Genomic DNA, 13,371 nt, shown 5'->3' with positions numbered 1-13,371 from the left:
AGCCGCCGAAGCCCAAGCCGCAACCGCGGCCCGCCGCCACGGCGCCCTCGGCGCCGGTGCAGCCGCCGGCCGCGATGACGGGCGGCGCGCAGCCGCAGCTCCTCGGCCAGTACGGCGGCTGGGGCGCCTACACGGCGAGCCCGGGCGGCCGCAAGGTGTGCTTCGCCCTCGCCAAGCCGAGCCGGGCCGACACCGAGCCACCGAACCGGCCGCGCGATCCGACCTTCCTGTTCGTCTCCTCGCGCCCGGCCGAGCGGGTCAAGGACGAGATCTCGGTGATCTTCGGCTACGGCTTCAAGCCCAATGCCGATGCCAGCCTCGAGGTCGGCGGCGCCACCTTCGCCATGTATACCCAGGCCGACGGCGGCTGGATCAAGAACGCGGCCGAGGAGCCGCGGCTGATCGAGTCGCTGCGCCGCGCCGGCGACGCGACCATCAAGGGTGTCTCGGCACGCGGCACCGGCTCGATCGACGTCTACGCCCTGAAGGGGCTCGCCCAGGCGCTCGACCGCATCGCCCAGGAGTGCCGGTAGGACGCTCCGCCGCGCGGCCGTCTCGTGTCCGCTGTCAGGCGGCGCGCACGCGCTCCTGCGCGCGCTGCACCAGGTCGCTCACCTGCTTGCCGGCGTCGTGGCCGAGCTCCACGGACGTCTCGGTGATGCGCTTGGCGTAGTGCAGGACGCTCTCCAGATTGTCGCGCAGCAGCTCGCTGTGGACGATGACGACGTCCTGCGGGGTGCGGCTGCGCCACAGCTTCTCGAACTGATTGAAGTTCTGCTCGAGCCGATCGTGAGTGAAGCTCGCCCATTCGCGCGAGATGCTCTGCGCCGCCTCGGCGAGCGCAGCGGTCGAGCGGACGACGACGTCGAGGGCGTCCGACGAGTGCAGCGCCGTCTTCTGAGCCTCCTCGCTCGACAGGCCGAGGACGCGGCCGAAATGGCCGGCCGAGCGTCCGGTGAGCTGGGCCGCGAACTCGGCGCCCGACTGCAGCGCATGCTGCACCGTCTCGGCGTTCCGCTGCACGATGTCGGCACCGGCACGGGCGACCCGCTTGCCGACCTCGGCCGAGGTCTGGACGATGCGGTCGGTGCGCTCCGCGCCGTCGCGCACCGCGTGCTGCAGGGCTTCGTGGGTGGTGTCGAACTGCGAGTCCAGCATGGGGGTCTCTCCTGGTGAAATGCGACTGATCACGTCGCGCGACCTGGCACGCGTCGTAACCGGACATGCGACGTAACGGACATGCGACGTAACCGGGCACGCGTGGGCCATCGCGGCTCACGCGGCTCTCGTGGCACAGAAAAAGATCAGCGTTCGGACCTGCCGGTCAGGTCGACCGGCAGTCCCGGGTCGTGCGCCTCGACGTTCTGCTGCGCACCGATCTGCTCGGGGGGCCTGTGCGGGCCTCGCCCGTCACACCCTCGTCAGGCGGACCTCACCCGGTGAATTTACACGGGGCGAGAGGCCTCTGCAACCTGAGGTGTCTGCTGTATACGGTCGTCACGCGACAAGATCGTGACTGCGAACACGGGTCCGGCGACGGTCGCGTTCTCGAACGGCGCATCAGGCCTGAAGCCTGATGCGCCTCTTTGCTCGGGCACGCGGCACCGCGTGCCGTGTCGCCGCCCTCACCACTTGCCGGCGATCGGCAGCTCCTCGGCCGGGAACAGGGTGATCAGCCGGCAGCCCTTGTCGGTGACGACGACCTCCTCCTCGATGCGGGCGGCCGAGAAGCCGTCGGTCGCCGGGCAGTAGGTCTCGATCGCGAACACCATGCCCTCCTTGATCTCGGTCGGGTGATCCATCGAGACCACGCGCGAGATGATGGGCCGCTCGTGCAGCGCCAGGCCGAGGCCGTGGGCGAACTGCAGGCCGAAGGCCGACAGCTCGTCCGGGAAGCCGAACTCGCCCGCCTTGGGGAACACCTCGCAGATGTGCGCCGTCGTCACGCCGGGCTTGATCCGGGCGATGGCGTTGTCGAGCCACTCGCGGGCGCGCTTGTAGGCGTCGTGCTGCACCGGCGTGGCGCGGCCCACGTTGAAGGTGCGGTAGTAGCAGGTGCGGTAGCCCATGAAGGACTGGATGATGTCGAAGAACGCCTGGTCGCCCGGGCGCAGCATGCGGTCGGTGAAGTTGTGCGGATGCGGATTGCAGCGCTCGCCCGAGATGGCGTTGATCGCCTCGACGTCGTCGGAGCCGTGCGTGTAGAGGAACTTGTTCACCTCGGCGACGACGTCGTTCTCGCGCACGCCCGGGCGCAGCATGTCCCAGACGACCTGATAGGCGCCGTCCACCATGGCGGCGGCGCGGTTGAGGAGCGCGATCTCGTCGGACGACTTGATCTCGCGCGCCTCCAGCAGCACCTGCTGGCCGTCGACCACCTTCACGCCGGCCTTCTGCAGCTCGAACATCATCGGCGGCTCGACGATGTCCATGCCGATCGGCATGTCGGCGACGCCGGCCTCGCGCAGCAGCGCGGCGATCTCCTCGGCGTGCTTCTTCATCAGGCCGAAGGCGGGATCGACGGTGCCGCGCAGGCCGACCAGGCCGGCCCGGCAGTTCTCCGGCTTCAGCCACGGCGCATAGAGCTTGTGATGGATCGCGGCGGAGCCGAAGTCCCACACGATCGGCTCGCCGCCACGCGTCAGCAGCGCCCAGCGCGCCAGCTTGTCGCGCTCCCATTCGCCGATCTTGGTCGAGGTGAGATAACGGATGTTGTTGACGTCGAAGACCAGCAGAGCGCCGAGCTCGGAGGCCTCCAGCGCCGCCCGGGCGCGCGACAGCCGGTAGCGGTGCAGCCGGCGATAGTCGACCCGCTCCTCGAAGTCGACGCCCATGGTTCCGAGCGCCGGCAGGGCGCGGCCCCAGTCGTGACGCGGATTGATGTCCTCGGCGCGGATCTCGCGCAGATGCTGGTCCATGGTGCTCTCCTCGGGGATTTCGGCAGCGGTCTCGGCCGGCCTTGGCAGGTGCCCATTCATACGTGATGGCGCGGACGGAAGAAAGGCGACGGCGCGGCGAGCGGCCGCAGGCCGCAGGGTGTTCGGGCCCGACGCCGACGAAACCGCGGGCGCCTCGCGCCGTATCTGATCGACGCGGCGGACGATCGGAACGCGGCCCGCGGCCGTCGCGTTGACGGCACGTGATTCGAGTCGCGTGCGTTCGTCACCACGCTCGTTCCGGCACCCCAGAACTAGAGGAGGACGGTATGCGGCTCGGCATCATCGCAGCGGTCGCTTGTACGGTGGCCTTCGCCGGCACGCCGGCGCTGTCGCAGGAGCGCACCGCCGGGCTCGACCGCCCGGGCTGGTCGGTGTTCGCCGATCGGGCCGGCACGCGGGTCGACTATCCGGCCGGCATCTTCACCGAGGAGGTCGGGCCGGCCCGCCGCGGCGAGGGCGTCGAGCTGCGATCGGCCGACGGACGCGCCCGGCTGATGGTCTATGTCGAGCCCAACCAGGAGAACTTCACGCCGGAGCGGTTCGTACGCACCAACCTGAAGGTCTCGGCGCGCGACATCGACTACCGCCGCATCACCGACCGGTTCTTCGCCGTCTCGGGGGTGAACCAGGGCGAGATCTTCTACAGCCGATGCAACTTCCCGGGCCGCGCGGCCGGCCCGATGCACTGCATCTACGTCGCCTACCCGCAGTCCGAGGAGAGGGCCTGGGACGACATTGTGACGCGGATCAGCCTCTCTTTGCGCGTTTCGCGCAATTGATCAAAAAACGCAGAATTAGCCCGCCAATGCACATGCATCGAAATTAGCTCGATGTGAGAGTTCCTTATGCTTGATTTGTCGATCTTATGCCAAATACGCAATCCATGATGGCTATTGTTCTTCTCCTGGTCGCGCTATATGAACGCATCGCGCGGCTCGTGTATGTGTTGTTGCGTTTTTCGATCAGCGAAGAACGTGATATATCAGGAACTCGGAAGCGCTCTCGAGACCCGGGGGCGCCCGGACCGGAACCCCCGACGAGATTCAGCACCCCATGGAACCCCTTTATGATCGCCAGGGCCGCGTGCGGGCCTGGCTCCAAGCCGAGCATGCCCGCATCGTCAGCCTGCACGGCAGCCACCTGGCCTCCATCGACGGCCACAGCGTCTACGCCAGCAACGGACAGCACATCGGCTGGTGGAAGCACGGCCACATGCGCAACACGCGCGGTGCCGTGGTGGTGTGGGCGAGCGAGGCGTTCGGTCTCGGCGTGATCCGCCCGCCCCAGATGCCGTCGCCGGCCGAGCCGGAGGCGCCGGTCGTCTCCGACTGGCACGCCCGCGCGACCGCACCGGCCCATCCGGCCCGCAGCGCGAGCTGGGCCGTGGAGATGCCGTTCTGATCCTGGTCGTGGTCCGGTCTGTTCCGCCGGTCGGGGTCACGGCCGGCGGGGCGCTGGCCGCGCTCAGAGGATGAAGCGGCTCAGATCGGCGTTCTTGGCCAGGTCCGCGACCCGGCTGTTCACGTAGTCGCCGTCGATCGTCACGGTCTCGCCGCCCTTGTCGGGGGCCGCGAACGAGATCTCGTCCAGCACGCGCTCCATCACGGTCTGCAGCCGGCGGGCGCCGATGTTCTCGACCGTCGAGTTCACCAGCACGGCGACGTCGGCGATCGCGTCGATGGCGTCGTCGGTGAAGTGCAGCGTCACGCCCTCGGTCCCGAGCAGCGCGACGTATTGCTTGATCAGCGACGCCTCGGTCTCGGTGAGGATCTTTCGGAAGTCGTCGCGGGTGAGCGGCTTGAGCTCGACCCGGATCGGCAGGCGGCCCTGCAGCTCGGGCAGGAGGTCGGACGGCTTCGCGAGATGGAAGGCGCCCGAGGCGACGAACAGGATGTGGTCGGTCTTGACCGTGCCGTGCTTGGTCGACACCGAGGTGCCCTCGATCAGCGGCAACAGGTCGCGCTGGACGCCCTCGCGCGACACGTCGGCGCCGCCCCGGTTCTCGCGGCCGCAGATCTTGTCGATCTCGTCGAGGAAGACGATGCCGTTGTTCTCCACCGTCCTGATCGCCTCCTGCACGAGCTGATCCTGGTCCAGGAGCTTGTCGGATTCCTCCGCGATCAGGATCTCGTAGGAGTCCTTCACGGTGACCTTGCGGGTCTTCGTCCGCCCCGCCCCGAGCTTGCCGAAGATGTCGCCCAGCGACACGGCGCCCATCTGGCTGCCCGGCATGCCGGGGATCTCGAACATCGGCATGCCGCCGCCGCCGGCCGCGACCTCGATCTCGATCTCCTTGTCGTCCATCTCGCCGGCCCGCAGCTTGCGGCGGAACGTCTCCTTGGTGGAGGCGGAGGCGCCGGCGCCGACCAGCGCGTCGACGACGCGGTCCTCGGCGGCGAGCTGGGCGCGCGCCGCCACGTCCTTGCGCTTCTTGTCGCGGGTGAGCGCGATGCCGACCTCGACGAGGTCGCGCACGATCTGCTCGACGTCGCGGCCGACATAGCCGACCTCGGTGAACTTGGTCGCCTCCACCTTGATGAACGGGGCTCCGGCCAGCTTGGCGAGCCGGCGCGAGATCTCGGTCTTGCCGACGCCGGTCGGGCCGATCATCAGGATGTTCTTCGGCATCACCTCTTCGCGCAATCTCTCGTCGAGCTGCAGGCGGCGCCAGCGGTTGCGCAGCGCGATCGCCACGGCGCGCTTGGCGTCGTGCTGGCCGATGATGAAGCGGTCGAGCTCGGAGACGATCTCGCGGGGAGAGAAGTCGGTCATGGGTCGCGCACCATCAGGAGAGCCGGGCCCGGCGCAGCGCCGTCGGCGGCCGCGGGCGGCGGGACGTTCGGGGTTCAGCCAACCGGCAGCGTCTCTACGGTGACGTTGCGGTTGGTGTAGACGCAGATCTCGGCCGCGATGGCGAGCGAGCGGCGCACGATGGTCTCGGCGTCCAGATCGGTGTCGACCAGGGCGCGGGCGGCGGCCAGCGCGTAGTTGCCGCCCGAGCCGATGCCGACCACGCCGTTCTCCGGCTCCAGCACGTCGCCATTGCCGGTCAGCACCAGCGACACCTTCGGATCGGCAACGATCATCATCGCCTCCAGCCGGCGCAGGTAGCGGTCGGTGCGCCAGTCCTTGGCGAGCTCGACGGCGGCCCGCATGAGCTGGCCCGGATACTGCTCGAGCTTGGCCTCCAGCCGCTCGAACAGCGTGAAGGCGTCGGCCGTCGCCCCGGCGAAGCCGCCGATCACGTCGCCCTTGGCGAGGCGGCGGACCTTCTTGGCGTTACCCTTGACGATGGTCTGGCCGATCGACACCTGGCCGTCGCCGCCGACCGCGACGATGCCGCCCTTGCGGACCGTGACGATGGTGGTGCCGTGCCAGGACGGCGGCTCGGAGCGCCCGGAGGCGGAAAACCCGAATTCGGAATGCATGGGAGATGAAACCTCGTGACGCCCTGATCTAGGGGCCGGCCGGCGCCTTTGCAACGCGACGCGGCAGCACGGCTGCCGGGCCGCCGGGACGGGGGCGCGACCCGACCCTGCCCGATACGCAGCCTGCCCCAGTGGCGGAACCCCCGCCGCCCTGATAAAAGGCGCGCGTTCAATGTCGCGCCGCGGCCACCGGCCATCGCGCGGGCCCGGCCGCCGCCATGGCCATGAAGGCGTGTACCCCATGCGCACCGCAACCGTGAAGCGCGCGACCAAGGAGACCGACGTCGAGGTCTCGGTCGATCTCGACGGCACCGGCAAGGTCTCGATCGACACCGGAATCGGCTTTCTCGATCACATGCTGGACCTCCTGGCCCGCCATTCGCGCATCGACATGGCGATCAAGGCCAAGGGCGACCTGCATATCGACCAGCACCACACGGCCGAGGACGTCGGCATCACGCTGGGCCAGGCGGTCCGCCAGGCGCTGGGCGACATGAAGGGCATCAGCCGCTACGCCGACATGCACATGCCGATGGACGAGGCGCTGACCCGGGTCGCCATAGACATCTCGGGCCGGCCCGTCCTGGTGTTCCGCACCACGTTCCGGAACGGCAAGATCGGGAACTTCGATACCGAGCTGGTTCGCGAGTGGTTCCAGGCGTTTGCGATGAACGCGGGGGTGACCCTGCATGTCGAGACGCTGTACGGCGACAACGACCACCATATATCGGAGTCGTGCTTCAAGGGGCTCGCCCGGGTGCTCCGGACGGCGGTCGCGATCGACCCGCGGACCCGGGACGAGGTCCCTTCGACCAAGGGAAGCCTCGGCGGCTGACAGCCGAGGGTGCGCGCGGCGGACCGGCCCGCGCGCGTGGCCACGACAAGGACGGATCATGGCGGTATTTGCGGTGCTGGAGCCCCCTGCCCGGCCGGACGGCCAGCCGGTCGATCCCGACCGGGTGCGCTTCGTGCGCGACGGCTTCTCCTGGGGCGCCTTCCTGTTCGGGCCCCTCTGGATGATCCGCCACCGGCTCTGGCTGGTGCTGCTGTGCTGGGTGCTGGTGATGGCCGGCTTCGGCGTGATCTACGCCACCATCTCGGTCCCGGGCGGCGGCCGGCTCCTCGTCTCGGCGCTGATCGCGCTGCTGATCGGGCTGGAATCGGCGACGCTGCGGCGCTGGACGCTGCTGCGCAGCGGCTGGCGGGACAGCGGCATCGTCGTCGCCGACGATCTCGAAGCCGCCGAGCAGCGCTATTTCTCGGGCCGCGCCGCGGCCCCCGCCTACGACCGCCCGGCCTACGACGACGACCGGACCGGCCCGGCCCTGCGCCTGGGTGCCGGCGGTCGCGGCGGCGTGCTCGGGCTGTTCCCGCTGCCCGGGGGCGGCCGATGACGGTCGCCATCATCGACTACGGCTCCGGCAACCTGCACTCCGCCGCCAAGGCGTTCGAGCGCGCCGCGCGGGAGAGCGGCCACGACCAGCCGATCGTGGTCACCCGCGATCCCGAGGCGGTGCGGACGGCCGACCGGGTGGTGCTGCCGGGCGTCGGCGCCTTCGCGGATTGCCGCCGCGGCCTCGACGCCGTCACCGGCATGGTCGACGCGCTGGAGGAGACGGTGCGGCAGCGAGGACGTCCGTTCCTCGGCATCTGCGTCGGCATGCAGCTCATGGCCGAGCGTGGCCGCGAGTACGAGGTCGTCGACGGGCTGGGCTGGATCGCCGGCGAGGTCGATCGCATCACGCCGGCCGACCCGACCCTCAAGATCCCGCATATGGGCTGGAACACGCTGGAGGCGATCGAGCCGCACCCGCTGCTCGACGGTATCCCGACCGGGCCGGACGGCCTGCACGCCTATTTCGTCCACAGCTACCACCTGAAGGCCGCGAACCCGGCCGATCTGGTGGCGCAGGCCGACTACGGCGGTCCGGTCACCGCGATCGTGTCGCACGGCACTGCCGTCGGAACCCAGTTCCACCCGGAGAAGAGCCAGCGGCTCGGCCTGAAGCTGATCGCCAATTTTTTGAGGTGGGCCCCGTGATCCTGTTCCCGGCCATCGACCTGAAGGACGGCCTCGCCGTGCGCCTGGAGCAGGGCGACATGGCGCGCGCCACCATCTTCAACCGCGATCCCGCCGAGCAGGCCCGCCAGTTCGAGGAGATCGGCTTCCAGTATCTGCACATCGTCGATCTCGACGGCGCCTTCGCGGGCAAGCCCGTCAATGCCGCGGCGGTCGAGCGGATCCTCGAGCTCGTCTCGGTGCCGGTGCAGCTCGGCGGCGGCATCCGGGACATCGCCACCATCGAGGGCTGGCTGGAGAAGGGCGTCACCCGGGTGATCATCGGCACGGCCGCGGTGCGCGACCCCGAGCTGGTGAAGACGGCGGCGAAGCGCTTCCCGGGCCGCGTGGCGGTCGGGCTCGACGCCCGCGGCGGCCGCGTCGCCGTCCAGGGCTGGGCGGAGGTGTCCGACCTGCCGGCGCTCGACCTGGCGAAGCGGTTCGAGGACGCCGGCGTCGCCGCCGTCGTCTACACCGAGATCAGCCGCGACGGCATGCTGACCGGCCTCGATCTCGACGGTACCATCGCGCTCGCCGAGGCGATCTCGATCCCGGTGATCGCCTCGGGCGGTCTCGCCTCGATGGCCGACATCGAGAAGCTGACCGAGCCGCGGGCGAAGAAGCTCGCCGGCGCGATCGCCGGCCGCGCCCTCTACGACGGACGCCTCGACGCCAAGAAGGCCCTGGCCATGCTCGACACCGCGGCCGCCGGAGCGGTGCCGTGACCGCGCTGGCGGCCGCCCGCCGGGGATTCGACTGACCGGCTCTCAGCCTTCAACGCCGGCCGTGCCCGGCTCTGCACAGAAGCCCGATCGATGTTCAAGGTCCGCGTCATTCCCTGCCTCGACGTCAAGGACGGCCGTGTCGTCAAGGGCGTCAACTTCGTCGATCTGCGCGACGCCGGGGATCCGGTGGAGGCGGCGATCGCCTACGACGCCGCCGGGGCCGACGAATTGTGCTTCCTCGACATCACGGCGAGCCACGAGAACCGCGGCACCATCCTGGACGTGGTGCGGCGCACCGCCGAGGCCTGCTTCATGCCGCTGACGGTCGGTGGCGGGGTGCGCACTGTCGACGACATCAGGGCGCTGCTGCAATCGGGCGCCGACAAGGTGTCGATCAACACGGCGGCGGTGAACAATCGCCAGTTCGTCGCCGAGGCGGCGGAGAAGTTCGGCAACCAGTGCATCGTGGTCGCGATCGACGCCAAGCGCGTCTCGGGTCCGGGCACGGCGGCAGCGGACGCGCCGGACGCTTGGGAGATCTTCACCCATGGCGGCCGCAAGCCGACCGGGATCGATGCGGTCCTGTTCGCCAAGGAGGTCGTCGCGCTCGGGGCTGGCGAGATCCTGCTCACCTCGATGGATCGCGACGGGACGCGGTCCGGCTTCGACATCCCGCTCACCCGCGCCATCGCCGACGCCGTGCCGGTGCCGGTGATCGCGTCCGGCGGGGTCGGCGGCCTCGATCACCTGGTCGCGGGCATCCGCGACGGCCACGCCACCGCCGTGCTGGCCGCATCCATTTTCCACTTCGGCGAGTTCACCATCCGGGAGGCCAAGGCCCACATGGCCGCGGCCGGCCTGCCCATGCGGCTCGATCCCTGACGCGGCTCGCTCGCTGATCTATCGCTCCTTTTCGCTCACCGACACGGCACGGCCGACATGACCGCCTTCACGCTGCACGACCTGGAAGCCATCATCGCGGCGCGCGCGGGCGCCAGCGCCGAGGCCTCCTACACCCGCAAGATGCTCGACAAGGGGGCGGCCCACTGCGCCAAGAAGATGGGCGAGGAGGCGATCGAGGTGGTTCTGGCGGGGGCGAGCGAGCCGCGCGAGCGGGTCGTCGCCGAGGCCGCCGATCTGCTGTACCATCTGCTCGTCCTGCTCAAGGCGCGCGACGTTGCCCTCACGGACGTCGAGGCGGTGTTGCAAACCCGTACGGCGCAATCCGGACTCGACGAGAAGGCCTCGCGGAAGGATGTCTGACCCCATGGATCAGCTCGTCGCACCCCGAACGGACGATCATCTTTCCCCGTACCGCGCCTTCTCGCGCGACGACTGGGCGGCCTTGCGCGAAGACACGCCGCTGTCGCTCGAGCCGGCCGAGGTGACGCGGCTGCGCTCGGTGCACGACCGGCTCGACATGGCCGAGATCGAGGAGATCTATCTCCCGCTGTCGCGGCTCCTGTCGCTCTACGTCGCCGCGACGCAGCGGCTGTTCCGGGCCCAGCAGCGCTTCCTCAACACCATCGACGCCAAGGTGCCCTATGTGATCGGCGTGGCCGGATCGGTGGCGGCCGGCAAGTCCACCACGGCGCGCGTGCTGCAGGCCCTGCTGGCCCGCTGGCCCAACGTGCCCAAGGTCGATCTGATCACGACCGACGGCTTCCTGTTCCCCAATGCGGTGCTGCAGCAAGAAGGCCTGATGGACCGGAAGGGCTTTCCGGAGAGCTACGACCTGCCGGCGCTGCTGCGCTTCCTGTCGCACATCAAGGCGGGACGGCGGCCGGTGCGGGCGCCCGTCTACTCGCACCTGGTCTACGACGTGGTGCCGAACGACTGGGTCGAGATCGACCGCCCCGACATCCTGATCGTCGAGGGCGTCAACGTGCTGCAGACCGGGCGGGCGCCCAAGGACGGCAAGGCGATCCCGTTCGTCTCCGACTTCTTCGACTTCTCGATCTACATCGACGCCGACGAGGACGTGCTGCGGCACTGGTACGTGAAGCGCTTCCTGGCGCTGCGCAGCACGGCGTTCCGCGACCCGAAATCCTATTTCCGCCGCTACTCGCAGCTCACCGACGACGAGGCGATCACGATGGCGACGGACATCTGGACGCGGATCAATCTGGTCAATCTCGAGGAGAACATCCTGCCGACCCGCCAGCGCGCGGCGCTCATCCTGAAGAAGAGCGAGACCCACCGCATCGCCGAGGTCGCGCTGCGGCGGCTGTGATCCGGTAGGGTGCAACGAGCGTCAGCGAATTGCGCCGACACGTGAGGCGCGGGGCGGCGGTACGATTCGCTGACGCTCGTTGCGCCCTACAGGTAAATGATCTCACGCCGCGTGGCGTTCGGCGCCGGGGCCGAAATGGCCGATATAGCGGGTGTTGATCAGGCTCACCGGCAGGGTCACCAGGACGTCGGTGGTGCCGAACTGGCGGTCGATCACGGCGCCCTCGCCGACCACGGCGCCGAGCCTCAGATAGCCCTTGATCAGCGGCGGCAGCGCATGCAGCGCGGCCTTGGGATCGACGCTCTCCTTCGCCATCCGGTCGAGCCGGACGTAGCGCGACGGCAGCGCGCGCGCCCGCCACGCCTCGGGCGCCGGGGCGTAGTGGTGCAGGAACGACAGCGGCAGCGCCAGCGCCTCCGGGTCGGTCCCCTCCAGGCTGGCGCAGCCCAGCATCACGTCGACCTTGTGGCGCAGCACATAGGTCCAGATGCCGTGCCACAGCAGCTCGACGGTGCGCTTGTTGCGGTAGGGCGGCAGCACGCAGGAGCGGCCGAGCTCGAGGAACTTCAGGCCGCGATGGCGCGCGATCAGCGGCGCGATGTCGAACTCGCCGGCCGTGTAGAAGCCGCCCGAGCGCTCGGCCAGCTCCTGGCGGAGCAGCCGGTAGGTGCCGACGACGGCCGGTCCGTGGCGGGTCGGCTTGGCGTGGTCGAGCACGAGCAGGTGGTCGCAGACCGCGTCGTACGGATCGACGTCGCGCCGCGCGATCAGGGTCGCGGCGTCGGCGACCGCCGACATCTCCTGATAGAACACGTCGAAGCGCAGGCGCTGGGCGCGGCGGATCTCGGCGGCCCGGTGGGCGAGCCGCACCTCCAGCGAGCCGATTCGGCCGAGCGTCTCGTCCGAGCGGCTGAGGCGGGGATCGGAGACGCGCAGCCCGCCGAAGGCTTTCAGGGCGGCGAGCCGCGGAACGCCGGCGCCGGGCCGCGGATGGGCGACGCGACCGAACAGGCGTTTTTGCGGGGTCTCGCGCACGAGGGACGGCATCGACGGGCTCCCGGGCTCACAAGCGTCGGCGCCGGCGACCGCACCGATTCGCGGCGCCCGGCCGATCCGCATCAGTAAGCATGCAGCAGACACGGTTTTGTGACACCGCTCCGCGTGGTCGCACGACTCTACACCGCTCCGCCCCGGCTGGCCTCACCAAACCGGAGACGGCATCCGACGTGATTTGAAGCGCGAGCCGCTCGCCGCGCCTGTCAGGCCGCGAGGGCGCCGCGAGTCCGGCCGGCCAGCAGCTGCTCCAGGCGGCCGCGGTCGAGCGGCTTGACCAGCACGGCGTCGAGGCCGGCGCCGTCATAGGCGTCGGGCTCCGCCGGCGAGGCGTCGGCCGTCAGCGCGGCGACCAGCGCCGGCGTGGCGCCGTGCTCGGCCTCCAGGGCGCGGATGCGGCGGGTCGCCGCGAGCCCGTCGAGGCCCGGCATGTGCAGGTCCATCAGCACCACGTCGTAGGGCCGTCCGGCGGCCTGGGCCTGCTGCCAGGCGGCGACCGCAGCGGTGCCGTCGGTCGTCACCGTCACCCGGTGGCCGAGGCGTTCCAGCAGAGCCCGCACCAGAAGGGCGTTGATCTCGTTGTCCTCCGCCACCAGCACGGCACGCGACGCCGGCGGCTCGCTCGGCGGGCGGGCCGGGTCGGCCGGCGGCTCGGGCGCGGGACTGTCGAGGGCGATGCCGAGGCGGCCGGCCAGCGAGGCGGCCCGCACCGGTTTGACCAGGTAATCGGTGAAGCCCGCCTCCATCAGGCCGGGCAGCTCGCCGCGCTCGCCCGGACGCAGCATGACGATGCGGCGCGGCGCGGCCTCGCGCCAGCGGCTCGCCAAGGCGGCGGCCGCCTCGGCCCCGAGGCTGCGGTCGATCAGGATCGCATCCACGCCGCGTCCGGCCGGGATGGCGGCGTCGTCGTCGGGCGAGGCCGTGCGGGCGATGG

The 13,371-nt window shown here is 70.0% G+C and carries 16 protein-coding genes; 10 read left to right on the top strand and 6 right to left on the bottom strand.

Annotated features, from left to right (window positions below; all coding sequences use genetic code 11):
• A partial coding sequence (locus tag CH341_RS34340) for an invasion associated locus B family protein (RefSeq protein ID WP_111420804.1) occupies positions 1-533 on the top strand: 533 nt, incomplete at its 5' end.
• Between the two features lie 34 nt (positions 534-567).
• Here CH341_RS34340 and CH341_RS20305 read toward each other — a convergent pair.
• On the bottom strand, positions 568-1,158 hold the full coding sequence (locus CH341_RS20305; protein ID WP_170149732.1) for a phasin family protein: 591 nt from the start codon (positions 1,156-1,158) through the stop codon (positions 568-570).
• A gap of 467 nt (positions 1,159-1,625) precedes the next feature.
• Entirely contained in the window at positions 1,626-2,918 is a 1,293-nt protein-coding gene (locus CH341_RS20300; protein ID WP_111420802.1) for a M24 family metallopeptidase, read from the bottom strand.
• Positions 2,919-3,205: 287 nt separating this feature from the next.
• On the opposite strand from CH341_RS20300, the gene CH341_RS20295 reads away from it, so the two are divergent.
• Together CH341_RS20295 and CH341_RS20290 are read left to right on the top strand one after the other, a co-directional pair.
• Positions 3,206-3,718 carry a hypothetical protein gene (locus tag CH341_RS20295; RefSeq protein ID WP_111420801.1) on the top strand — a complete coding sequence of 171 codons (513 nt, stop codon included), beginning with the start codon at positions 3,206-3,208 and terminating at the stop codon, positions 3,716-3,718.
• Positions 3,719-3,992: 274 nt separating this feature from the next.
• Positions 3,993-4,340, top strand: coding sequence for a 4-fold beta flower protein (locus CH341_RS20290; protein ID WP_111420800.1), 348 nt, complete (start codon positions 3,993-3,995; stop codon positions 4,338-4,340).
• Between the two features lie 63 nt (positions 4,341-4,403).
• Here CH341_RS20290 and hslU read toward each other — a convergent pair whose 3' ends face one another.
• Both hslU and hslV read right to left on the bottom strand, forming a co-directional pair.
• Complete coding sequence (gene hslU / locus CH341_RS20285) at positions 4,404-5,711, bottom strand: ATP-dependent protease ATPase subunit HslU (protein ID WP_111420799.1); 1,308 nt, start codon at positions 5,709-5,711, stop codon at positions 4,404-4,406.
• A gap of 74 nt (positions 5,712-5,785) precedes the next feature.
• Entirely contained in the window at positions 5,786-6,367 is a 582-nt protein-coding gene (gene hslV, locus CH341_RS20280) for an ATP-dependent protease subunit HslV (RefSeq protein ID WP_111420798.1), read from the bottom strand.
• 241 nt (positions 6,368-6,608) lie between these two features.
• Here hslV and hisB point away from each other — a divergent pair, with 241 nt between their 5' ends.
• The 7 genes from hisB (at position 6,609) to coaA (ending at position 11,384) form a co-directional block, all read left to right on the top strand.
• On the top strand, positions 6,609-7,202 hold the full coding sequence (gene hisB, locus CH341_RS20275; RefSeq protein ID WP_111420797.1) for an imidazoleglycerol-phosphate dehydratase HisB: 594 nt from the start codon (positions 6,609-6,611) through the stop codon (positions 7,200-7,202).
• Between the two features lie 58 nt (positions 7,203-7,260).
• Positions 7,261-7,761, top strand: coding sequence for a DUF2628 domain-containing protein (locus CH341_RS20270; protein WP_111420796.1), 501 nt, complete (start codon positions 7,261-7,263; stop codon positions 7,759-7,761).
• The gene (gene hisH, locus CH341_RS20265; RefSeq protein WP_111420795.1) at positions 7,758-8,408 is read left to right on the top strand and encodes an imidazole glycerol phosphate synthase subunit HisH; all 651 of its coding nucleotides are present in this window, start codon (positions 7,758-7,760) and stop codon (positions 8,406-8,408) included. Before CH341_RS20270 ends, hisH begins: the two co-directional genes overlap by 4 nt.
• Complete coding sequence (gene hisA / locus CH341_RS20260) at positions 8,405-9,151, top strand: 1-(5-phosphoribosyl)-5-[(5-phosphoribosylamino)methylideneamino]imidazole-4-carboxamide isomerase (protein WP_210208471.1); 747 nt, start codon at positions 8,405-8,407, stop codon at positions 9,149-9,151. Before hisH ends, hisA begins: the two co-directional genes overlap by 4 nt.
• A gap of 90 nt (positions 9,152-9,241) precedes the next feature.
• On the top strand, positions 9,242-10,033 hold the full coding sequence (gene hisF / locus CH341_RS20255) for an imidazole glycerol phosphate synthase subunit HisF (protein WP_111420793.1): 792 nt from the start codon (positions 9,242-9,244) through the stop codon (positions 10,031-10,033).
• Positions 10,034-10,090: 57 nt separating this feature from the next.
• Complete coding sequence (locus tag CH341_RS20250; protein WP_111420792.1) at positions 10,091-10,414, top strand: phosphoribosyl-ATP diphosphatase; 324 nt, start codon at positions 10,091-10,093, stop codon at positions 10,412-10,414.
• Between the two features lie 4 nt (positions 10,415-10,418).
• Positions 10,419-11,384: a type I pantothenate kinase gene (gene coaA / locus CH341_RS20245; RefSeq protein ID WP_111420791.1), complete on the top strand. Its 966-nt coding sequence runs from the start codon at positions 10,419-10,421 to the stop codon at positions 11,382-11,384.
• Between the two features lie 102 nt (positions 11,385-11,486).
• On the opposite strand, the gene olsB is transcribed toward coaA, so the two are convergent.
• Positions 11,487-12,431: a l-ornithine N(alpha)-acyltransferase gene (gene olsB, locus CH341_RS20240; protein ID WP_111420790.1), complete on the bottom strand. Its 945-nt coding sequence runs from the start codon at positions 12,429-12,431 to the stop codon at positions 11,487-11,489.
• A 212-nt stretch (positions 12,432-12,643) separates the two neighbouring features.
• Positions 12,644-13,371 (bottom strand): response regulator (locus tag CH341_RS20235; RefSeq protein WP_146604554.1); only part of this gene is annotated, 728 nt, incomplete at its 5' end.

It is taken from the genome of Rhodoplanes roseus (assembly GCF_003258865.1).
Classification (GTDB): Bacteria; Pseudomonadota; Alphaproteobacteria; order Rhizobiales; family Xanthobacteraceae; genus Rhodoplanes; species Rhodoplanes roseus.
This window is presented reverse-complemented; position numbering and strand designations above follow the sequence as displayed.